The 20,586-nt window shown below is 35.5% G+C and carries 23 protein-coding genes; 19 read left to right on the plus strand and 4 right to left on the minus strand.

The genetic code is table 11. The annotated features are described in order from the left end of the window. The 6 genes from ftsY (at position 1) to pckA (ending at position 6,873) form a co-directional block, all read left to right on the plus strand. Entirely contained in the window at positions 1-954 is a 954-nt protein-coding gene (ftsY, locus tag VJJ03_RS02965; RefSeq protein WP_009745823.1) for a signal recognition particle-docking protein FtsY, read from the plus strand. A gap of 15 nt (positions 955-969) precedes the next feature. After that, positions 970-1,347, plus strand: a complete 378-nt coding sequence (locus VJJ03_RS02970; RefSeq protein WP_040358059.1) for a hypothetical protein — start codon at positions 970-972, stop codon at positions 1,345-1,347. 120 nt (positions 1,348-1,467) lie between these two features. Beyond that, positions 1,468-2,379, plus strand: coding sequence for a hypothetical protein (locus VJJ03_RS02975; protein WP_323973728.1), 912 nt, complete (start codon positions 1,468-1,470; stop codon positions 2,377-2,379). Between the two features lie 9 nt (positions 2,380-2,388). Beyond that, on the plus strand, positions 2,389-4,380 hold the full coding sequence (locus VJJ03_RS02980) for a TonB-dependent receptor (RefSeq protein WP_323973730.1): 1,992 nt from the start codon (positions 2,389-2,391) through the stop codon (positions 4,378-4,380). A 60-nt stretch (positions 4,381-4,440) separates the two neighbouring features. Then, a complete protein-coding gene (locus tag VJJ03_RS02985) occupies positions 4,441-5,106 on the plus strand; it encodes an outer membrane beta-barrel protein (protein ID WP_009745819.1) in 666 nt (221 codons plus the stop codon). Between the two features lie 192 nt (positions 5,107-5,298). Further along, entirely contained in the window at positions 5,299-6,873 is a 1,575-nt protein-coding gene (gene pckA, locus VJJ03_RS02990; protein WP_323973733.1) for a phosphoenolpyruvate carboxykinase (ATP), read from the plus strand. 130 nt (positions 6,874-7,003) lie between these two features. Here the strand turns inward: pckA and VJJ03_RS02995 are convergent, their stop codons facing one another. Genes VJJ03_RS02995 through VJJ03_RS03010 form a run of 4 tightly spaced genes read right to left on the minus strand, consistent with a single transcriptional unit; the run spans position 7,004 to position 11,015 of the window. Beyond that, positions 7,004-7,351 carry a DUF488 domain-containing protein gene (locus VJJ03_RS02995; protein ID WP_009745817.1) on the minus strand — a complete coding sequence of 116 codons (348 nt, stop codon included), beginning with the start codon at positions 7,349-7,351 and terminating at the stop codon, positions 7,004-7,006. Positions 7,352-7,362: 11 nt separating this feature from the next. After that, positions 7,363-8,748 carry a phosphoglucosamine mutase gene (gene glmM, locus VJJ03_RS03000; RefSeq protein WP_323973735.1) on the minus strand — a complete coding sequence of 462 codons (1,386 nt, stop codon included), beginning with the start codon at positions 8,746-8,748 and terminating at the stop codon, positions 7,363-7,365. Positions 8,749-8,761: 13 nt separating this feature from the next. Further along, positions 8,762-9,898 carry a hypothetical protein gene (locus VJJ03_RS03005; protein WP_323973737.1) on the minus strand — a complete coding sequence of 379 codons (1,137 nt, stop codon included), beginning with the start codon at positions 9,896-9,898 and terminating at the stop codon, positions 8,762-8,764. 25 nt (positions 9,899-9,923) lie between these two features. Continuing rightward, positions 9,924-11,015 (minus strand): hypothetical protein, encoded by a 1,092-nt coding sequence (locus tag VJJ03_RS03010; protein ID WP_323973739.1) that lies wholly within the window; start codon positions 11,013-11,015, stop codon positions 9,924-9,926. Between the two features lie 157 nt (positions 11,016-11,172). On the opposite strand from VJJ03_RS03010, the gene VJJ03_RS03015 reads away from it, so the two are divergent. The 13 genes from VJJ03_RS03015 to VJJ03_RS03075 all read left to right on the plus strand — a co-directional run bounded on the left by VJJ03_RS03015 (position 11,173) and on the right by VJJ03_RS03075 (position 20,558). Beyond that, the gene (locus VJJ03_RS03015) at positions 11,173-11,634 is read left to right on the plus strand and encodes a copper resistance protein CopD (RefSeq protein WP_323973741.1); all 462 of its coding nucleotides are present in this window, start codon (positions 11,173-11,175) and stop codon (positions 11,632-11,634) included. 11 nt (positions 11,635-11,645) lie between these two features. Beyond that, positions 11,646-12,536 (plus strand): tyrosine-type recombinase/integrase, encoded by an 891-nt coding sequence (locus VJJ03_RS03020; protein WP_323973743.1) that lies wholly within the window; start codon positions 11,646-11,648, stop codon positions 12,534-12,536. A gap of 17 nt (positions 12,537-12,553) precedes the next feature. Then, the gene (locus tag VJJ03_RS03025) at positions 12,554-12,844 is read left to right on the plus strand and encodes an HPF/RaiA family ribosome-associated protein (RefSeq protein ID WP_009745810.1); all 291 of its coding nucleotides are present in this window, start codon (positions 12,554-12,556) and stop codon (positions 12,842-12,844) included. A 98-nt stretch (positions 12,845-12,942) separates the two neighbouring features. Next, positions 12,943-13,620, plus strand: coding sequence for an SIMPL domain-containing protein (locus VJJ03_RS03030; protein ID WP_323973746.1), 678 nt, complete (start codon positions 12,943-12,945; stop codon positions 13,618-13,620). A gap of 12 nt (positions 13,621-13,632) precedes the next feature. Further along, positions 13,633-14,229 (plus strand): bifunctional nicotinamidase/pyrazinamidase, encoded by a 597-nt coding sequence (gene pncA / locus VJJ03_RS03035; RefSeq protein WP_323973747.1) that lies wholly within the window; start codon positions 13,633-13,635, stop codon positions 14,227-14,229. Between the two features lie 16 nt (positions 14,230-14,245). Then, positions 14,246-15,094, plus strand: coding sequence for a glycosyltransferase family A protein (locus tag VJJ03_RS03040; protein ID WP_323973748.1), 849 nt, complete (start codon positions 14,246-14,248; stop codon positions 15,092-15,094). Between the two features lie 76 nt (positions 15,095-15,170). Next, positions 15,171-15,869 (plus strand): 4-hydroxy-tetrahydrodipicolinate reductase, encoded by a 699-nt coding sequence (dapB, locus tag VJJ03_RS03045; protein WP_323973749.1) that lies wholly within the window; start codon positions 15,171-15,173, stop codon positions 15,867-15,869. 31 nt (positions 15,870-15,900) lie between these two features. Continuing rightward, a complete protein-coding gene (locus VJJ03_RS03050; RefSeq protein WP_009745805.1) occupies positions 15,901-16,164 on the plus strand; it encodes a hypothetical protein in 264 nt (87 codons plus the stop codon). A gap of 85 nt (positions 16,165-16,249) precedes the next feature. Continuing rightward, positions 16,250-16,861, plus strand: coding sequence for a hypothetical protein (locus VJJ03_RS03055; protein WP_323973753.1), 612 nt, complete (start codon positions 16,250-16,252; stop codon positions 16,859-16,861). A 26-nt stretch (positions 16,862-16,887) separates the two neighbouring features. Beyond that, complete coding sequence (locus VJJ03_RS03060; RefSeq protein ID WP_323973754.1) at positions 16,888-17,925, plus strand: RluA family pseudouridine synthase; 1,038 nt, start codon at positions 16,888-16,890, stop codon at positions 17,923-17,925. 31 nt (positions 17,926-17,956) lie between these two features. Then, positions 17,957-18,454, plus strand: coding sequence for a GNAT family N-acetyltransferase (locus tag VJJ03_RS03065; RefSeq protein ID WP_009745802.1), 498 nt, complete (start codon positions 17,957-17,959; stop codon positions 18,452-18,454). A 12-nt stretch (positions 18,455-18,466) separates the two neighbouring features. Next, complete coding sequence (gene aroB, locus VJJ03_RS03070; RefSeq protein WP_323973835.1) at positions 18,467-19,552, plus strand: 3-dehydroquinate synthase; 1,086 nt, start codon at positions 18,467-18,469, stop codon at positions 19,550-19,552. Between the two features lie 31 nt (positions 19,553-19,583). Next, positions 19,584-20,558: a glycosyltransferase family 2 protein gene (locus VJJ03_RS03075; protein WP_323973756.1), complete on the plus strand. Its 975-nt coding sequence runs from the start codon at positions 19,584-19,586 to the stop codon at positions 20,556-20,558. Positions 20,559-20,586 lie beyond the last annotated feature (28 nt).

Consider the following 20,586-nt stretch of genomic DNA (forward strand, 5'->3'; position numbering starts at 1 on the left):
ATGAATTTTTTTAAAAAACTATTTTCATCAGATAAGAAAGAAACTTTAGATAAAGGTTTAGAGAAATCAAAAACTTCTTTCTTTGATAAGTTAGCTCGTGCCATTGCAGGAAAATCAAAGGTAGATGATACTATTTTAGATGAGTTAGAGGGAATTTTGGTAAGTAGTGATGTAGGGGTAGATACTACTTTAAAAATTATTGATCGCATAGAAAAACGTGTGTATCAGGAAAAATATTTGGGAACAAATGAGCTTAATAAAATTTTACGTGAGGAAATAGCTGCTTTGCTTTCTGAAACTCAGCGAGGAGAAGAAGTGGATTTTTCTATTCCAACCGGCAAAAAACCTTATGTAATTATGGTAGTTGGTGTTAATGGAGCCGGAAAAACTACTACTATCGGGAAATTAGCTTATCAACTAAAAAAGAAAGGATTGAATATAGTTTTGGGTGCTGCTGATACCTTCCGAGCGGCTGCTATTGACCAACTACAAGTCTGGGCAGATCGGGTAGGAGTACCTTTAGTAAAACAACAAACAGGAAGCGACCCTGCATCGGTGGCGTATGATACCCTCTCCTCAGCCCTTTCGCAGAATGCTGATGTTGTGATAATAGATACAGCAGGGCGTCTACATAATAAGGTTAACCTGATGAATGAGCTCAGCAAGGTGAAGCGTGTTATGCAGAAACTTTTACCCAATACCCCTGATGAGGTACTCTTAGTATTAGATGGTTCTACTGGACAGAATGCCTTTGAACAAGCAAAACAATTTACTTTAGCCACTGAAGTAAATGCATTGGCTATTACTAAGTTGGATGGTACAGCTAAGGGAGGCGTTGTCATTGGTATCTCTGATCAATTCCAAATCCCTGTAAAATATATTGGAGTAGGGGAGGGAATAGAGGATCTACAGGTATTCAACAAATATGAGTTTGTAGATTCATTTTTCAAATAAATATTAGACTTAATAGTGAACAGATCAGCTCGTTTTTATCTCATACTTCTTTCATGTATAGTATTACTTAGTGCTATACGGAGCGGTCTTTTTTTCTCTTATTATCTATTAAATCCAACCCATTTTATAACTCTTTTTTGCGAAAATAAAACTGATGTAAAGAAACATTGCAATGGTAAATGCTTCTTAGCAAGGATATCCTCTGAAAACACCTCTGAGCAAACGGATGTGAAATTTGATTTCACTAAGCTACAAACAGAAGTTTTCTATATGGAAGTTCCTTCTTTTGTACCTTTTTCTACAGAATTCCTTCTAAAAAATTCCCCTTTCTATTACCGATATCCTTTTTGGGAAAATGTTTCAAGAGAAGTATCACGTCCTCCTATGTTATAGTACTTTTCAAGGAATTTTATATTTTCACCTCAAAGTTGTCTATATAACTTTGAGGAGGGTATATGCTATAATAAACTTTCTTACGAATTCCTGTTAATATTATAACTAAAAAATAAAAAAATGAGATTTATAAAATATACAAGCCTTATGATGGCTGTTTTTCTTTTTTCTTGTACCGTGGAAAAAACACCTTTTGGAAATCGTCTTAATTTTGCCTCTCGTGGTTCTCTACAAGAAGTAACCTATATAAAAGAAAATGGACATAATATCTCCATAGAGGCTTCTGATGGAGAATTCCTTCGAGGATATAATGATTTGGCAATAAAAATAGTAACTGCCAATACATTAGAAAGACTTAATGTAGAGGAAGTGCAACTTTCTATTACTCATACGGATAAACAGGGAAGAGTACTCTCAGCCCCGTATAGCAAACTCCTTAACAATAGTGAGGATAACCGTATTTTTAAAGGTTTTGCTGTTTTTGATACTCCTAAAGATTATTCAGTATTGAATGCTACCCATACTGGTATTAAAACTCCTTGGAATATAGCTCTCACCTATAAAATAGATGGAGTTACTTATCAAGCTCAGAAGGAGATAGAAGTTTTGGATACTCGTAACCCTAACTTGAACATGACTGAATTTCAAGGAAAAGATGGAAAGAAATACTATATAGCTCTTATAGCTCCTGAAATTCCTAAAGTGGCTGTCAATAATCTTGTAGCAGGTATATGGGTAGAGAAATCGGATAACACTTATGAAGTAGCGAATAACTATGTACTAGAGCTTGATCCACGTATGCCTGGAGAAGATATGGGGAATCACTCTTCTCCTGATAACCAAGATCTTACTCAGAAAAATGATGGGTTTTATCATGGAAAAGTGAATTATACGATGCAAGGCTATTGGACATTGAACTTTATCCTTAAGGATTCCTTTGGAAATATAGTAAAGGGGACTCAAGTATCTAAAAAGGTACAAATGGGCGTATTTGGAGAACAAAGCGATCTTCATATTGACATTTTATTCTAAAGGTTAGGTATGAAAAAGTATACATTGTATATATTGCTTTTATCCAGTATTTTTTCTTTTGGGCAAACAAAAGAAAAAGATAGCATTATTAAGCTCAAAGAAGTGGTATTTGCTGATAAATTTCGTAAACAACAGATTCAGGCAGGAGTCAAACTTTCCTGTTCTGTTGATGAATATCTGGCTACCTCTGATAATATTAGTTTCATCAAGCGAGGTGCATACGCTTGGGAGCCAATGCTTAATAATATGAATACAGAACGCTCCTCTATTACTATAGAAGGAATGCATATTTTTGGAGCCTGTACAGATAAGATGGATCCCGTAACCTCTTATGTAGAAACAAATAACCTCTCTAAGATAGACATTCATTCTGGACAAGAAGGAGGAAGGCATGGGGCAACTATAGCAGGAGCTATTGACCTGAAGCGAAAACGTGTTTCTTTCTCAGATATGCCAAATCTTGGAGGCTCTGCTCAAGTGGGGTTTCAAAGCAATAATATACACCGCTTTGGATTAGCAGACCTTTATTATTCTTCTGAAAAATTTGTAGCTGATGGGACAGCCGCTTATCGTAAAGCTGATAGTTATAAGGATGGTCATGGGAATGTTGTGAAACATTCACAGTTTGAAAAATATAATACTTCTTTAGGATTAGCTTACAAAACGAGTGGACTTTCTTCTTTAAAAGCGGATGCTATCTTTGATGTGGCTAAAGATGTAGGATATCCTGCTTTGCCTATGGATACTTGGCTTGCTCGTGCTTTGATAACATCACTATCATTCAAGCAATTTTTTGAAAATAGCATATTTAAGGTGTGGGATTCAAAGTTTTACTTCAATGCCATAGAACACTATATGGATGATACTACACGTGCTGAAAACCTTGTACACATGGATATGCCTGGTTGGAGTACTACTTATGGACTTACCTCAAAAATTCTTCTTAAAAAGGATAATTATACAGCTGATATTCAACTGAATGGATACTCTAATTACGCTTTAGCAGAAATGACTATGTATCCACGTGATAGGAGCCGAGTGAGTGGTTTTGCTTTTACCTGGCCTGGAGTAACAACTAATTATGGAGGATTTTCTGTAAATAATCAATGGGAATTAAATGATAAAGAGCAATTAATATTGGGAGGAACATTGGGCGTAAATCACAATCATATAAAATACCTAGATTTTATCCGTGTTTTTAACCAAAATACGGCTGATTCACCTCAAAATAGAACACGCTTCTTACCTAGCTTACATGCTTCTTATCAAATGAAGGTGAATCCCTTTACCTTTTCTTTAGGTACAGGATATGGTCACAGGGCACCCTCCGTATCGGAGGCTTATGGATATTATATTTATAATAGTTTTGACCGATATGATTATATAGGTAGTCCTAACCTCAAGAATGAAATATCCTACGAACTGAATGGAAGTATAAGTTTTGAAAATGAATCACTGATTATTGAGGCAAAGGCTAATTACTTCTATATTGAGAATTATATTCTTGGAAAGATTCTTAATATAGCCTTCCCTATGAATGCTGCTTCTGTGGGAGTGAAAAAATATGAGGCTTTAGAATATGCTAAAATATTCAATACCTCTCTTAATCTTAGCTACTATTTCTTAGAAAAATTTCATTGGAAGGGAAGTATAAATTACGCAAGAGGAATAGATTTTAAAGAAGAAAACCTGCCATTTATTCGTCCTGTAAGTTATCAAACTAGTATAAAATATAGCAAAGACCGTTTTGCCTGCATTTTTTCCTTTAATGGAGATTTTACACAGACGGCTTATTCTCCACAATATGGTGAAGACCGTACACCAGCGTATATAGTGTATAATCTTTCTGCTAATTATCGTTTCCCTATAGGAGATAACAATCTACAAATAGAGTTAGGAATAGAAAATATAACTAATAATTACTATAGTACTTATGCTGATTGGGGAAATATTCCCCGCATGGGTCGTAATATTTTCACTAGTATAGGTTTTTCTTTTTAAAAAAGAATTTTTATGGTGGTTTAGTAAAGTTTTTGTATATTTGCCTCATATTAAAAAAATATGAAAATGAAGAATTTTTTTCTTTCTTTAATGCTATTACTCTTAGTTCCTGTTGTTTATGGGCAAAGAAAGGCTCATTTTGGTTTGAGAGCAGGACTTACCTTTGCTGATTTAATCATAGATGGACGAGGATTTGATACGGGCAATAGATTTTCTAGTAATACAAGAACGGATTATTCGACAGACGTTCTTGTTACAGGACATATTGATGGTTTTGTAGAAATAGCTTTACCACATAAGTTCTATTTGGAGCCAGGAATAAGTTTTACTGTATTGGGCACTGAGTATAACTATGTGAAGATATACAATAAAAGACATTCAAGTGTTAATAGGGACTATAGCTATGAGGGAGACAAAGTATTAATCTCTCAGCTTAATTTTCCTATTTGGTTAAAATACAACGTAATAGCCGGATTACGTCCTAAAATAGGAACTTATATAGGTTATATAGCTACTATTAAGGAGAAGAGAGATGGATACACTTATACAATGAAAGATAAGTACCGTAACTCTGATATTGATTTTGGAGTAGGGGCAGGAGTAGAGTATCACTTGCCTTTTGGGCTTTTCTTTGATGTGAATTGTAATGTGGGAATTATAAATCTTTCTACACGAGGAGAAGTAAATAACATTTTTCTACAAACAGGAGTTGGATACAAATTCTAATTGAATTTTGGTTATCATACATTTATACTAACTTTGTCAGAGGAATTTCTGACAAAGTTTTTTTATGAATTAAAGAAAAATTTTAGGGAAAAAAATTTGGTGTAACAGAAAAAAATTGTACCTTTGTGCAACACAAAATCCATCAAATGGATTACTTTTTAACTAATTTATTCATAAATAAAATTTTTTTCTATGAGTACAAAAACCCTTTCCGTAGAAAAATACGGAATTAAAAACGCTAATGTGCGTTATCAGCTTTCAGCAGATGAGTTACATGCTGAAACTCTTTCCAAAGGCTTAGGTAGAGAAGCATCCTCTGGTGCTCTTGCTGTTAATACAGGAAAGTTTACAGGACGTTCTCCTCAAGACCGTTTTATTGTAAAAGATGACATCACCCAAGACCGTGTATGGTGGGGAAAAATCAATATTCCTTTCTCTCCTGAAAAGTTTGATGCTCTTTATAATAAAGTAGTGGCTTATCTTGCAGGTAAGGAAATCTATGTGCACGATGGTTATGTATGTGCAGATCCTAAATATCGTACAAATATACGTACTATCACAGAACTTCCTTGGAGTAACCTCTTTGCCAACAATATGTTTCTTCGTATAGAAGACAGCGAACTGGCTAGTTTCAAAGAAGATTGGTTGGTGATTAATGCTCCTAGCTTCCTTGCTGATCCTACTGTAGATGGCACTCGTCAAGGGAACTTCGCTATCCTAAACTTCACCCGTAAGATTGTTCTTATTGGAGGTACAGGATACACAGGGGAAATCAAAAAAGGTATCTTCTCTGCAATGAACTTTGTGCTTCCTGTATTTAGAAATACAATGCCTATGCACTGCTCCGCCAATGTAGGAAAAGATGGAGATACAGCTATTTTCTTTGGACTTTCAGGGACAGGTAAAACTACTCTTTCAGCAGATCCAAATCGTCACTTAATTGGAGATGATGAACATGGTTGGACTCCTGAAAATACAGTATTTAACTTTGAAGGGGGATGTTATGCAAAAGTAATTGACCTTACTGCAGAGAAAGAACCTGAAATCTTCGGTGCTATCAAAAAAGGTGCTATCCTTGAAAACGTAATTATGGATGATAAGGGGGTAGTGGATTTCTCTCGTACCGATATTACTGAAAATACTCGTGTTTCTTACCCTATTTATCATATTGCTAATATTCAACCGGGTTCTATAGGACACAATCCAAAGAACATTTTCTTCTTAACTTTTGATGCTTATGGAGTACTTCCTCCTATTTCTAAGCTTACTCCTAACCAAGCTGCTTATCAGTTTATATCTGGATATACCTCCAAAGTGGCAGGTACAGAGGTAGGTATTACTACTCCACAAAAGACATTCTCTGCTTGTTTTGGTGCTGCTTTTATGCCTTTGCACCCAGCAGAATATGGAAAGATGTTAGCAGGAAAAATTAAAGAATCAGGAGTAAATGTATGGCTTGTTAATACAGGATATAACGGAAAAATGAAACGTTGTAGCTTGAAAGATACACGCGCTCTTATTACTGCTGCTCTTACAGGAGAACTCAATAAAGTAGAATTCAAAGAATTACCTATCTTTGGTTTTCAAGTACCTCAAAGTTGTGCAACTGTATCAGACCAGAGCATTCTTAATCCTGAGAACACATGGGAAGATAAAGCTCAGTTTGCTGCTAAATCTAAAGAATTGGCAGAGGCTTTCGTAGAAAACTTTAAGAAATTTGAAGCAGGTGCCGATGCAGAAGTACTTAAAGGAGCTCCTAAATTGTAAAATTTTGTTGCCTAATTTATAAGTATTTAATTGGCTTTATTGATTTTTAAGAGGTTAGCTTCCACGAGCTAGCCTCTTTTGTTTCTTTTTTATATATAGAGCAAAGAAGGAGTAAAAGAAAGCTAGAAAGTTATAAATTCTTCTCTATAAACTCCTTTAGGATAGGTAACTGACAGTGATTAACATCCTTGCTTGCTGTAAGAAGAGTGATTTTAGGTTCTTTCCTTATTAGTTGTAGAAACTCTGGTATTTTTTTATTTAAAGCGAGTTCCTTCAAATAGCTTTCTTTAAAAGTTTCAAAATCACCAGTAGTATGAAAACTCTTACGTAGTGTAGAGGAGGGAGCTATTTCTTTGTCCCATAAGTCCACCTGTAGATCTTCTTTTTTAATGCCTCGCGGATAAATCCTATCCACTAAAATACGAAAACCATCTGATTCTTCTTGAGCCTGATAAATACGTTTTAGTTGAATTTCCATAATCTCTTTTTTTAGTTTATAATATTCTTTATTTTCTTAATAAAACGCTGAGCTAATTGGTCAGCTTCTTCTTGAGTCTTAGCCTCAGTATAGATACGGATAATAGGTTCTGTATTGGACTTTCTCAGGTGTACCCAGCTTTCAGGAAAATCAATTTTCAATCCGTCAATAGTGGTTATTTGTTCTCCAATGTATTTCTGTTCCATTTCCTTGAGGATAAGATCAGGATTGATGTGCTCGGTGAGTTGTATTTTATTTTTACTCATAAAGTAAGCAGGATAGCTTTCCCTAAGATCCTTTACGCTGTTATCTCTCTCGGCTAAGAGGGAAAGGAATAAAGCAACCCCTACTAAAGCATCGCGTCCGTAGTGCAATTCAGGATAGATAATGCCTCCATTGCCTTCTCCGCCAATGATAGCACCAATGCGTTTCATTTCAGTAACTACATTTACTTCTCCTACAGCAGCAGCAGAGTAAGTTACCCCATATTTTTGAGCAATATCACGTAAAGCACGTGAGGAGGAGAGGTTAGAGACTACATTACCTTTAGTTTTACTTAGCACATAATCGGCACAGGCTACCAAGGTATATTCTTCACCAAACATTTCTCCTTGCTCAGTGATAAAAGCAAGTCTATCCACATCAGGATCCACCACAATACCAAAATCTGCTTTTTCTTCTACCACTTTTTTGCAGATGTCGCCTAAATGTTCCTTTAAGGGCTCAGGGTTGTGCGGGAAGTGTCCGTTAGGCTCACAATAGAGCTTTATAACCTCTACGTCCAATCGCTCCAAGAGTCTTGGAATGGCAATCCCACCGGTGGAGTTAACCGCATCCACTACCACACGGAATTTCTTTTTCTGTATAGCTTCGGGAGTAACCAATGGTAAGGCAAGCACTTTTTCTATATGAAGGTCAATATACCGATCATCATTGGAGAGTTTACCTAAATGATCTACTGATGCAAAGGAAAAATCATTTTCTTGAGTGATTCTAAGAATTGCTTTACCATCTTTGTCAGAGACAAATTCTCCTTTGTTATTGAGTAATTTTAAGGCATTCCACTCCTTTGGGTTATGGCTGGCAGTGAGGATAATTCCTCCATCAGCTTGTTCTAAAGGGACAGCAATTTCCACAGTAGGGGTGGTACTCAGTCCTATATTGACCACGTCTATTCCCAAGCCTATAAGGGTGTATTGTACTAAGTGCAGGATCATCTCGCCAGAGATACGTGCATCTCGCCCAATGACGACTTTGACCTGTTCCTTGCCTGCTTGTCCCTTGAGCCAAGAGCCATAAGCGGCAGCAAATTTTACAGTATCAATAGGAGTAAGGTTGTCTTCTACCTTGCCACCTATGGTACCACGAATACCTGAAATAGATTTGATTAATGACATATCCCTTTAAAATTTATTTTGTTATTTTAGGTTGATATTTTTTGGCTAAGCTATCTATATATTTTTCTTGTTGTTCGTATACCTTAGCTTCTGTATCTTTGGTTATCAGATAAGTTTTTCCCTTGCTCCACTTTCCATTGGTTAGTAGGAAGGTTTCTTCATAATAAGGGTAAGTAGGATTATAGGAGCTATCTAAGTAGGGAGTATAATCCAAATAGTATGGGTTAGTTAGAAAAACAATAGCACAAAAATGCTTTTTGATTTCTTTAATGGATAAGGTAGCAATTTTTTCCTCTAAGGAATCAATAAATCCTTCTTTTTCCTGATTTTTTTGCCAGGCAAGATGGGTATCAAAGACAGATGTCTGGGGGATTAGGATAACATTTGCAATACCTAATTTCTGGACTTGACTCCAACAGCCATAATCAGGAATTTGATAATATCCTTCTCTCCAAGAGAAATGACTGCATTTTAGGAGTTGGTACAAATCCGCCTCTACCTCTGGAGTAAGTGTTGTTAGAGGAAGGGTATTTTCTGCTTCATCTAAGACATTTATATATCGGTATCGGTAGGTATCTTCATTCCAGTATATTAGGAAACCTGATTTCTCAGGGAGTATTAGATTGATGATATCTTTTTCATTTCTTTTCCTTGTTTCTATATAGCACTCAATCCCTTCGGGTTGCTCATAGATGACAGAGTGATTATGATCTTTGTAACTATCTAATTGATAGATGATAATAGGTTTTTCTACCTTGGTCTCATAGCTGTGGAAGATTGCTAAAAAGGGGGTGTTGTCAGGGTATGTTCTGTCTCCTACTCCCTTGTAATCAATTATAAGAGCGGCATCTTGCTGACCGTCAGTATTGAAATCTCCATAACAAATAACAGGACACCCTTTACCTTGGTGGGTTCGGTAGTATTCCCAAAATTTTTTAGAAAAGCGTTTTTCTACATCAATAATGGTAAAAACATCTTTATTTGCATCTACATAAGCTATAATGTTTTTGGAAATCTCACACAGAGGATGGAAGGAATCCTGTATTGTAGTATTAGGGAGAGCAGTCTCGTCAGAGGACAAGAGGGGAGCTTGTTTTTTAGGACAAGCAGCCAAAAGGAATAGAAAGGGGAGGAGTAAAAGTTTTTTCATAGCTTTATTTTCATTGGCAAAATTACTAAAAAACCTTTGATTTCCTAAAGTGATAGCAAATAAAAGTGAATATCCCATAGAAAATAAGAAAAATAGGATAGGTAAGCACTATTAAGAAAACATATCCTTGTAAAGATTTTTTTCCTAAGACCCAATCAATAAAAGGATAAGCACCTAAGAAACCTACATAAAAAAGCAGTGGTGTTAGGAATACTCCGAGCCATAAGCCCCATTTTTTTTTCTTCTTTATACAATAGAGATGTAGCCCTACAGCTCCTAAAAAGAGAATAATTCCAAATCCTAAAGGACCTATAGCAAGGACTACACTGCCTAACCAAGAAGGTTTAGGGGAAAACCTCCAATAATGCTCAGGGGTAGAGTGAAAATCTTTAATCTTCCCCTGAAAGAGGTGGTCACTCACGGTATATTCTTCCGCTTCCATAGATGATTGCTCGAATTTTAATTCCTTTGGAAAATGAATCTCAATATCTATTTCGGGAAAAGTTTTCCAAAACTTAGAGGGATATATGCTATATTCAAAGGTATAAGGAGGTAGAAAGCCATATCTACGAGTAGAGGGGAAAGCACCATAACTGACCTCTATCATATTTTCACCTGTCTTAAGAGGAGCTGTAAAGTAAATGAGATTGGAGGGTTCTACCTCTTGTTTTTCTTTTCCATCATAAGAAATGTAATACTTGGTATAGGCATGGTATCTGGTAGGTGCATTCGTATATTGCAGGGTGTCGGTGATCTCCTCTTTTATCAGAAAAGGATAGTCTTGTTCCTTATCAATAGGGCTTGAGGGGATAGCTTGTCCGTTAACATAGATTTGCTGGTCATTTAGGTAGTTGGATGCCATAAAGAGCAGCGGCATCTCCTGCTTAGTAGGGGAAGTGATATGGTATGTTACTTTTAGGCGAATGATATATTCATAGTAAAAATCCTTGTCAGAATTCTTAATGATATCAGCCCTGATTTTCTCTTGAGTTACAGTACATTTTTGAGGGAAGATAAGAGAAGAATGGAAAGTCCCATATATATTAGGACTCGCCATATTGGCAGTACTAGTCCAAGAGTAAGCAAGTAACAGCAAGAAAAGTAAGTATCTGTTCATAGTCTGAGATATTTCCTTATCAGAAGGCAAATATACAAAAAAGAATAAATACTTAGTGTATCATTCAAGAGAAATTTTTGAATAAAAGTTTCGCTTATCCTAATTTATTTCGTATTTTTGCTCGTTTATTAAGAGTAAATAGGCAATAATTTATATTATGGACAAGCATCATATTCTACTTATTATTCATCTTATCAGTGCAACTGTTTGGGTAGGAGGACATTTGGTTTTGCTTTTAGGTTTTTTGCCAAAGGCACTTAAGCATAAGAATTTTGACTTTATCTCTCGTTTTGAGAAGACTTACGAGCCTATAGGGATGCCCTCCTTACTCCTTTTAGTCATTACAGGTGTTTGGATGGCATACGACCTGAATGCTCCCTTGCCTTCGTGGTTTTCCTTTACCTCAGGGGTGGAGACTGTAGTTTCTTTAAAAATCATAGGGCTACTGACCACCATCTGTTTTGCAATCAGTGCGCAAACAAGAGTTTTGCCTAAGCTTGCCAAAGGGCAAATCCAAAAGCTTCCTGAGATGGCAATACATATCCTTTGTGTAACACTTATTGCAGTGATCCTACTTATTTTAGGAAGCACTATTCGTAATGGAGGTTTTTTATTCTAAAGAGATAAGAAATGATAGATGCTTTTGAGAATTATCTACGTTTGGAGAAGAAATACTCTCCTCATACAGTAACTGCTTACCTTACAGATGTGGAGGAATTTGCTGCTTTTCTCAAGGAAGAAGATCCTACAGTGGAACTTTCTAAAGTAAATTATCCACTCATTCGTTCTTGGATCATTCACTTAGTGGAAAGTAAGATTACTAATAGATCTATCAACCGGAAAATAGCATCCCTAAAGGCTTATTATGCCTTTTTAGTACGCTCCTTAGCGATAAAGAGTACCCCTTTTCTGCAGCATATTCCACTGAAGACGCAGAAAAAGCTTTCTATTCCTTTCTCTGAAAAAGAGATAGAGGATGTCCTTTCTATACCTACAGAAGAAGATTCATATACATCGTTGCGTAATAGGATGATTATAGAACTTTTCTATGCTACGGGAATTCGTAGATCAGAACTTATTGAATTGAAAATAAATGATATAGATCTTTCTCAAAAAACAATAAAAGTATTAGGTAAGCGTAATAAAGAACGTATAATTCCCTTAATACATACTGTTGTGGAGAGTCTTGAAAAGTATTTGCTTATACGTAAAGATGTAGAAACCAGTGAAGAATTTCTTTTTCTTACTAATAATGGAAAAAAAATGTATCCAAAACTTGTGTATAATATAATAAATTCGTACTTTAGCAGTGTTACAACAAAGCAGAAGAAAAGCCCTCATGTGCTGCGTCATTCTTTTGCTACTCATTTGTTAGACAACGGAGCAGACCTTAATGCGGTGAAAGAATTATTAGGACATGCAGGTTTAGCAGCTACCCAAGTATATACTCATAGTAGTATAGCTGAACTGAAAAACCAATACAAAAATGCACATCCAAGAGAGACAAATAAAGAATACTAATTTTAAATTTTTAAAATATGAAAGTAAATTACAATGCCGTTAATTTTACTGTAGATCAAAAATTAATTGACTTCATCCAAAAAAAAATGGATAAGCTAGACCTTTTCTATGATAGGGTGATTGATGCTGAAGTCTATTTAAAGTTAGACAATACCACTGTAAAAGAAAATAAGATAGTGGAAGTAAAAGTAAATGTACCAGGAGATAGCTTCGTGGTTAAAAAACAATTCAAAACCTTTGAAGAAGGAATAGATTCCTGTGTAAATCCTATTGAGAGATATTTAAAAAAATACAAAGAAACTCGTTAAATGATTATTTAGGATTGAAAAATAATGAATTTTGTATTCTCTTTATACAAAATTCATTATTTTTTACTTATTATAATAAATAATAATACACATTTTTTATGAAAAAAGCATTCATTTTATTAACTTTTATAGCAATTACTTTCGGGTATGCTCAGGAACAAAATTTTTTAGAGAAACCTTATTATAGAACCCAAGTAGAGACTGATACTTTGGTAATTCCTGACAAAATCTATCTACATATCTCTTTGGAAGATAATAAAGGAAAGAAATCCACAGAGGAACTCTATAACAAGATGATTCAATCTTTACAAGAGGTGAGAATAGATATTCAAAAGCAACTTACTGTATATGGAATGTCCAGTACTTATGATAAGAAATTTCTTAGAACAAATATCAACAAAGTTGAGAACTATGAACTATTAGTTTTTGATGCTGTGACAGCCCTTAAGGTAATTAGTAGTTTAGAGAAAAATGGTATTTCCAATGTACAAATTAGCCGGAAAGAGTATTCTCAAACAGATAAAATTGTACAACTTCTCAAAGAAAAATCCCTTAAAAAAGCTAAGCATAATGCTGAAAATCTCATAAAAATAGTAGGGCAGGGGATAGGTAAAGTACTGAGTATTCAGGAATATAATCGTCCTTACTACCTTGAAGGAAAAGCAATGGGGTTATCCGTATCATCTTCTCAGGAAGTCATGGAGAGAAGTTATGTGCCAGATTTTTCACCTATAAAGTTGCATGTGGAGTTTTCAGTGGTATTTGAAATAAAATAAATCTGTCATACTATGAATAGAGTACTTATACTAATAGATATTCAAAATGATTTTATTACAGGGACGCTTCCTGTACCCGATGGAAAGGCTATTATAGCTCCTGTAAATCGCTTGATACTACAGTTTGACCATGTAATAGCTACTCAAGATTGGCATCCGGAAAATCATTTTAGCTTTTTCACTCATCATAAAGGGAAAAAGGCTTTTGAATCCATCACTAAGGATAGTTACGAACAAACTCTCTGGCCTCCTCACTGTGTACAAGGCAGTGAAGGAGCTAATTTCTTCCCAGAATTGCAAATGAATACTATTGCTGCTATATTTCGCAAGGGGACAAATCCTGATATAGACAGTTATAGTGCTTTTTTTGATAATCAACAACTAAAAAGCACAGGGTTAGATGGTTATTTGAAGGGATTATCCATAGAAGAACTCCATTTTGTAGGGTTGGCGGCAGATTATTGTGTATATTTTTCCATGATGGACGCATTAAGTCTGGGATATAAAGTATTCTTACATGAACATTGTACAAGAGCTATCAATAAGGAATCCTTTGAACAACAGAAAAGAGAGCTTCATACTTACCCCAACTTTACTTTACTACCTTAAAACATAAAAAGCAGACGTGAAAAAGCGATTTGGTATCATTATTCCTGCACATAATGAGGGTAATTTTTTGTCACAAACCTTGGATTCCCTATTAGGACAAAGCTTTCCTCCACATCAAATTATTGTGATAGATGATAACTCCACAGATAATACCCAAGAGATCTTATCGGTATACTGTGCTCGGTATTCTAATGTGCAAAAACTCTACCGAAGTTCATCAGAGTATCGCTTACCTGGGGCAAAGATAGTGCAAGCCTTTAACTCAGCTTTGCCCTTATTATCGGAAGTAGAGATAATTTGTAAGTTTGATGCTGACCTTATTTTCCCTGCAAACTATTTAGCTACCTTAGAGCAGCATTACACTGAGAATTCAAAGTTAGGCATGTGTGGAGGAGTATGCAGTATAGAAAAGGAAGGAGGGTGGATAGTAGAGAATCTTACTAATAAGAATCACTTACGAGGAGCTCTGAAAAGTTATCGAAAGGAATGTTTTGAAGCTATTGGAGGGCTTAGGGAGGCGATGGGTTGGGATACAGTAGATGAATTACTGGCACAATATCATCAGTGGGAGGTGATGGTAGATAAGAATCTTATCGTGAAGCATTTACGACCTACGGCAAGTGCTTATAATAAGCAAGCACAATACTTACAAGGTGGGATGTTCTATCGCCTACGTTATGGAGAGGTTCTTTCATTTTTGGCAAGTGCTAAGTTAGCTTATAGGAAAAAGAGTTTTTCTCTCTTGAGGGACTATATTAAAGGTTATTTTAAGGCAAAAAAAGAAAAGCAATCATTTTTAGTTAATGAAAATGAAGGTAAGTGGATACGCAAATATCGTTGGAAGGCTATCCGAAAAAAGTTTTAATAATTGTTGATAAGAAAATTTGCTGTATAGTAATTTTTTCCTTACTTTTGCGCTACAATAAAAGTAACTTATAAAAATGAAAATAGCACTATTAGGTTACGGGAAAATGGGGAAAACTATTGAGCGTATAGCCCTTGAACGAGGACATGAAATTGTCTTAAAAATAGATGCTCCTCAGGACTATGATATTACTCAAGCAGAGGTGGCTATTGAGTTCAGTACACCGCAGAGTGCTTTTGCCAATATCAGTAAAGCATTAATAGCGGGAGTGCCTACTGTAGCAGGAACTACAGGTTGGCTTGATAAGTATTCCGAAGCAGAGGCACTGTGTAAGGCACATAATACAGCCTTTTTATACGCTTCTAATTTCAGTATAGGGGTGAATATTTTCTTTGAATTGAACAAAACCTTAGCACAACTAATGCACAATCATCCTGAATATAGTGTTTCTATTGAAGAAATTCATCATACTCAAAAGTTAGATGCTCCTAGTGGAACAGCCATTACTCTGGCAGAGGAAATCATGACTTGTTCAGACAAAACAGGTTGGGAGCTTGGAGAGGCTACAGAGGGTAAAATTCCTATCACAGCCAAGCGTATTGATAATGTACCAGGAACTCATATAATTACTTATAAAAGCGCTGTAGATACTCTTGAAATCAAACATACAGCCCATAGCCGAGAAGGTTTTGCCTTGGGTGCTGTATTAGCAGCTGAATGGATTATAGGAAAAAAAGGAGTATTCTCTATGAAAGAGGTACTTTTTAGCAAATAAAATAAATAGATAATTTATAAAAATAAATTTTATGGCAAGCGTAAGACGTTTAAAAAAGAATGTTGCTTCTGTTTTAGGGGAATTAGTAGATACTCTTATTATTTGGGAGTTGGTTACCGATAAGAAAAGTGAAACCTCACAAGGAATTGTAGATGATATCTATAACACTTATGACAAATACCTTGAACAAATTAACCACCCTACTGAAAACAAAGGTGTTTTCTATAAGCAACTCCTTAAGAACTTTGAAGAAGAAGTAAATGCTATTATAGCAAAAATTAATGCTTTAAGCTAAAAGAAGTTTTGCTATCACCTAACTTACACCAATTGTATTTATATTCATATAATGCAATTGGTGTTTTTTGATATAAATATAAAAAATGACTAAAATACTTTATATATTTTTTACAGTACTCACCTTTTTCTCTTCTTTGGCACAGGAAAAATATAAGCTATATGTAGAAGGAGAAAAGCAGTGGGCTTATAAGGAGAACTATCTTACCGATTTTGTATATGCTTTTTGCACTAAGGATTTTGAAGCAATGGCAAAGAATCCTCCCATAGAAGATAAGACAAAAGTGCCTCTTTTCAAAGAGCTTTATCATAATCTGTTACAAGCAATTCCACAAAAGAATGAGAATACCCAAATAAGTTTATTTTTTGGAGAACGTATGCAGACGGATGGACGTATTTTCTTTATGACCTTTTTCGAAGGAGACCTCAAAGGAAAGCGTAAAGATGCTTTTTTTCAATTTATTTTATTTACAAAAGATAAAAAAGGTATATTCAAATATGAATTCATAGATATTTCTGATGAAAAGCATAGAATCACTTACAAAGAACCTACAGTACAAGAGAAAGCAGGTTACCAACAAGAAGTAATGCAAGAGTATGCCTCTCATGCAATGGAAAAAAATGCAAAAAAAGAATTAGAGAATTATATTAACACTCGGAAACGATGGAAAAATATCAAAATAATGATTAACGAATAATGAATTAATATCTATATTGACTAAAAATGCTCAATGACTATTTAATAGATGAGTCTTTCTCTGGAGATGATGAGTTATATGAACATTATAGCTTTAAGGCAGGGAAAGGACAAGAACCTTTAAGAGTGGATAAGTTTCTAATGAATTTTGTAGAAAATGCCTCTCGCAACAAGGTACAACAAGCAGCTAAGGATGGAAATATATTTGTTAATGGAGTGGCTGTAAAATCCAATCATCGTGTAAAAGCTAATGACGAGGTAAAAGTTATGTTCGCTCATCCTCCTCATGAATATTTGTTAGTACCTGAACCTATTCCCTTGAATATTGTCTATGAAGATGAGGAACTGATTATCATTAACAAACCTGCAGGTTTGGTAGTGCATCCGGGACATGGAAATTATCAAGGAACTCTTATTAATGGGCTTATCTATCACTTTGAACAGCTACCTAAAAATAGTTCTGACCGTCCGGGACTTGTACACCGAATAGATAAAGACACCAGTGGCTTACTTGTAGTTGCCAAAACGGAAGAGGCAATGAATCACTTAGCCAAACAATTCTTTAATAAAACGAGCGAACGAGAGTATATTGCTCTTGTGTGGGGAAATATCCCAGAGGATGAAGGTACCATTACAGGACATATAGGCAGACATCCTAAAAATCGTTTACAGATGACTGTCTTCCCTGATGGAAGTGAAGGAAAAGAAGCCATCACCCACTACAAAGTATTAGAACGCTTTGGGTATGTAACCCTTGTTTCCTGTCGCTTGGAAACAGGACGTACTCACCAGATTCGTGCACACTTTACCTATATAGGACACCCTCTCTTTAATGATGAACGCTATGGAGGAGATAAGATACTTAAGGGAACTACTTCTACTAAGTATAAACAATTTGTGGAGAATTGCTTTAAAGTATTACCTCGTCAAGCGCTCCATGCCAAAACCTTAGGCATAGAAAAGCCCTCTACAGGACAGATGCTTCGATTTGATAGTGAAATTCCCCAAGATATGCAAGAATGTATAGAGAAGTGGCGTAATTATATTAAAAACAGAGGAGTATAGTAAATACGTAAAAGATAAAAAAGTAAAATTCATGTTCAGACAAGCAAAGATAACTGACTTAGAGCCTATATGGCAAATTATTCTTTATGCTAAAAAAATAATGAAGCAAAGGGGAAGCCAGCAGTGGCAAGATGGTTATCCCTTTAGGGAGACTATCACAGAGGATATAACCCAAGGGCATGCGTATGTAGTGGAAGAGGAGAACGAGATTATTGCTTACGTGGCTATCAGTCTCGAAGGAGAGCCTACTTACCAGAATATTGTGGGAGCTTGGTTGAATACTGCCCCCTATACAGTCATTCATAGAATGGCAGTAAGTGAAAAAGGTAAGAATAAAGGCTTAGGATCCTACATTATGCAACAGGCTGAAAAGATTTCTACCAACGCTAAAATCCACTCTATACGGGTAGATACGAATTATGATAATTATGTTATGAAGCATATTCTGGAGAAACAAGGATATACTTACTGTGGCATTATTCAGGTACGCGATGGGAAAAGAGAAGCCTTTCAAAAGATTTTAAGATAATTAGAGAACATGATGAACGTAAAAGAGATTAATACTGGGAGTTATTTCATTTACTTTGGTGAAGACGGCTATAAGTGTCTAACAAATTGGGTAAAGGAGAGGAAATACTCTAAAATATTTCTTCTTTCTGATACCCATACACATGAATGCTGCGTGTATACCTTCTTACAGAAATTCCCTTTTGAGGTGGAGATTATAGAAGTAGAGGCTGGTGAAGAGCATAAGAATTTAGATACTTGTCTTTCCCTCTGGCAAACACTTTCGGACTTAGGTGCCGATAGGAAAAGCCTGTTTATCAATATAGGAGGAGGCGTAATTACCGATATGGGAGGCTTTGTGGCTTCTACCTTTAAGAGAGGGATTGATTTCATTAATATTCCTACCTCTCTCTTGGCTATGGTTGATGCCTCTATTGGAGGAAAAACAGGAATAGATTTGGGAGCACTGAAGAACCAAATAGGGGTCATTAATAACCCTCAACTCCTTTTAATAGATATTAATTACCTTAATACCCTTCCTAAAGAAGAGTTTCGCAGTGGTTTAGCAGAGATGTTCAAGCATGGACTGATACAGTCTCCTCATTATTGGGAGAAAATGCAACACTTAAGTACTCTTACTACTGATGATCTTGAGGAGATTATTTATGAATCGGTACTTATTAAGCATCAAGTAGTCTTACAAGATCCTAAAGAACAAGGGCTCCGTAAAATATTAAATTTTGGGCATACCTTAGGACATGCTATAGAATCTTATTCCTTAGCACACCGATGCAAACGCTTACTTCATGGAGAAGCAGTGGCTATTGGGATGATTTTGGCTGCTTTCCTCTCTCATAAAGTTATCAATTTCTCTTGGAAGCAGGTGGAAGAAATTAAAACTACTCTTCTGGAATATTTTCCTCAAGAAGAATTTAGTACCGATGAGATTAAAGCTATATTAGAACTACTCAAGTATGACAAAAAGAATGTATATGGGCATATTTATTTTGTTCTACTTAAAGAAATAGGAGTACCTCAGTGGAATATGGAAGTAGAAGAGTCCTTCATTCAAGAAGCCTTTGTTTATTACATGACTCCTCTTTCAGAGAATAAACATTAAATAATCCTGAAAACTGACCTTTACTTAACTTATGAATATTGCTGTTGTTATACTTAACTGGAACGGAATGCACTTGTTAGAACAGTTTTTACCTTCGGTAGTCACTTATTCTAAGGAGGCTGATCTGTATGTGATAGATAATGCCTCTACCGATGAGAGTATTGCTTTTCTGCAAAAGTACTATCCTCAAGTGAGAATTATACAGAATACACATAACTATGGCTATGCCAAAGGATATAATGAAGGCTTAAAGCACATATCAGCGGATATCTATTGCTTACTTAATTCCGATGTACAGGTAACTCCTCATTGGCTTGAGGCTCCTATGACCATTTTTGGACAACAATCTCAAATTAGTATATTGCAACCTAAGATAAAATCCTACAGGCAGAAGAATCTTTTTGAATATGCAGGTGCTGCAGGTGGTTATATAGATAAATATGGCTATCCTTATTGCAGAGGACGTATTTTTGACGCCATAGAGGAGGATAAGGGGCAATATGAAGATAATAAAGAGATATTTTGGGCATCAGGAGCTTGCTTTTTTATTAGGAAATCAGTCTTTGATATTTTGCAAGGCTTTGATGAGGATTTTTTTGCTCACCAAGAGGAAATAGACCTATGTTGGCGAGCACAGAATAAGGGTTATAAAGTATATTATACCTCTCAATCACAGGTGTATCACTTAGGAGGGGCTACCTTAAATGAAGGGAGTCCTAAGAAAATATATTTGAACTTCCGTAATAGTTTGTTTATGCTTTTAAAGAATCTTCCTAAAGGTAAGTGGTTCTCTGTTATTTTTTTACGAATGATTTTAGATGGAATTGCAGGGATACGCTTTTTCCTTCAAGGAAAAATAAGTAACACTTGGGCTATTATCAGAGCTCACGTTTCTTTCTATAGGTATTTTTGCCATTTCTACCATAAGAGAGAGAATCCTTCTTTAGAGAATTATTACTCAATATCTTCCGTTGTATACCAACATTTTATAAAACATAATATTTAATAAAACTTAAAGCAAATACGCAGTGCTT

This window comes from Capnocytophaga sp. G2, from assembly GCF_035282625.1.
Lineage (GTDB): Bacteria > Bacteroidota > Bacteroidia > Flavobacteriales > Flavobacteriaceae > Capnocytophaga.

What these genes read in the sequence shown, in the direction of transcription:
- dapB (WP_323973749.1), top strand. Translation starts at nt 15,171, where the DNA reads ATGAAAATAGCACTATTAGGTTACGGGAAAATGGGGAAAACTATTGAG.
- VJJ03_RS03065 (WP_009745802.1), top strand. Translation starts at nt 17,957, where the DNA reads ATGTTCAGACAAGCAAAGATAACTGACTTAGAGCCTATATGGCAAATT.
- VJJ03_RS03050 (WP_009745805.1), top strand. Translation starts at nt 15,901, where the DNA reads ATGGCAAGCGTAAGACGTTTAAAAAAGAATGTTGCTTCTGTTTTAGGG.
- VJJ03_RS03075 (WP_323973756.1), top strand. Translation starts at nt 19,584, where the DNA reads ATGAATATTGCTGTTGTTATACTTAACTGGAACGGAATGCACTTGTTA.
- VJJ03_RS02980 (WP_323973730.1), top strand. Translation starts at nt 2,389, where the DNA reads ATGAAAAAGTATACATTGTATATATTGCTTTTATCCAGTATTTTTTCT.
- pncA (WP_323973747.1), top strand. Translation starts at nt 13,633, where the DNA reads ATGAATAGAGTACTTATACTAATAGATATTCAAAATGATTTTATTACA.
- aroB (WP_323973835.1), top strand. Translation starts at nt 18,467, where the DNA reads ATGAACGTAAAAGAGATTAATACTGGGAGTTATTTCATTTACTTTGGT.
- VJJ03_RS03020 (WP_323973743.1), top strand. Translation starts at nt 11,646, where the DNA reads ATGATAGATGCTTTTGAGAATTATCTACGTTTGGAGAAGAAATACTCT.
- VJJ03_RS03010 (WP_323973739.1), bottom strand. Translation starts at nt 11,015, where the DNA reads ATGAACAGATACTTACTTTTCTTGCTGTTACTTGCTTACTCTTGGACT.
- VJJ03_RS02985 (WP_009745819.1), top strand. Translation starts at nt 4,441, where the DNA reads ATGAAAATGAAGAATTTTTTTCTTTCTTTAATGCTATTACTCTTAGTT.
- VJJ03_RS03015 (WP_323973741.1), top strand. Translation starts at nt 11,173, where the DNA reads ATGGACAAGCATCATATTCTACTTATTATTCATCTTATCAGTGCAACT.
- VJJ03_RS03005 (WP_323973737.1), bottom strand. Translation starts at nt 9,898, where the DNA reads ATGAAAAAACTTTTACTCCTCCCCTTTCTATTCCTTTTGGCTGCTTGT.
- VJJ03_RS03025 (WP_009745810.1), top strand. Translation starts at nt 12,554, where the DNA reads ATGAAAGTAAATTACAATGCCGTTAATTTTACTGTAGATCAAAAATTA.
- VJJ03_RS02995 (WP_009745817.1), bottom strand. Translation starts at nt 7,351, where the DNA reads ATGGAAATTCAACTAAAACGTATTTATCAGGCTCAAGAAGAATCAGAT.
- VJJ03_RS03030 (WP_323973746.1), top strand. Translation starts at nt 12,943, where the DNA reads ATGAAAAAAGCATTCATTTTATTAACTTTTATAGCAATTACTTTCGGG.
- VJJ03_RS03060 (WP_323973754.1), top strand. Translation starts at nt 16,888, where the DNA reads ATGCTCAATGACTATTTAATAGATGAGTCTTTCTCTGGAGATGATGAG.
- VJJ03_RS03055 (WP_323973753.1), top strand. Translation starts at nt 16,250, where the DNA reads ATGACTAAAATACTTTATATATTTTTTACAGTACTCACCTTTTTCTCT.
- VJJ03_RS02975 (WP_323973728.1), top strand. Translation starts at nt 1,468, where the DNA reads ATGAGATTTATAAAATATACAAGCCTTATGATGGCTGTTTTTCTTTTT.
- glmM (WP_323973735.1), bottom strand. Translation starts at nt 8,748, where the DNA reads ATGTCATTAATCAAATCTATTTCAGGTATTCGTGGTACCATAGGTGGC.
- pckA (WP_323973733.1), top strand. Translation starts at nt 5,299, where the DNA reads ATGAGTACAAAAACCCTTTCCGTAGAAAAATACGGAATTAAAAACGCT.
- ftsY (WP_009745823.1), top strand. Translation starts at nt 1, where the DNA reads ATGAATTTTTTTAAAAAACTATTTTCATCAGATAAGAAAGAAACTTTA.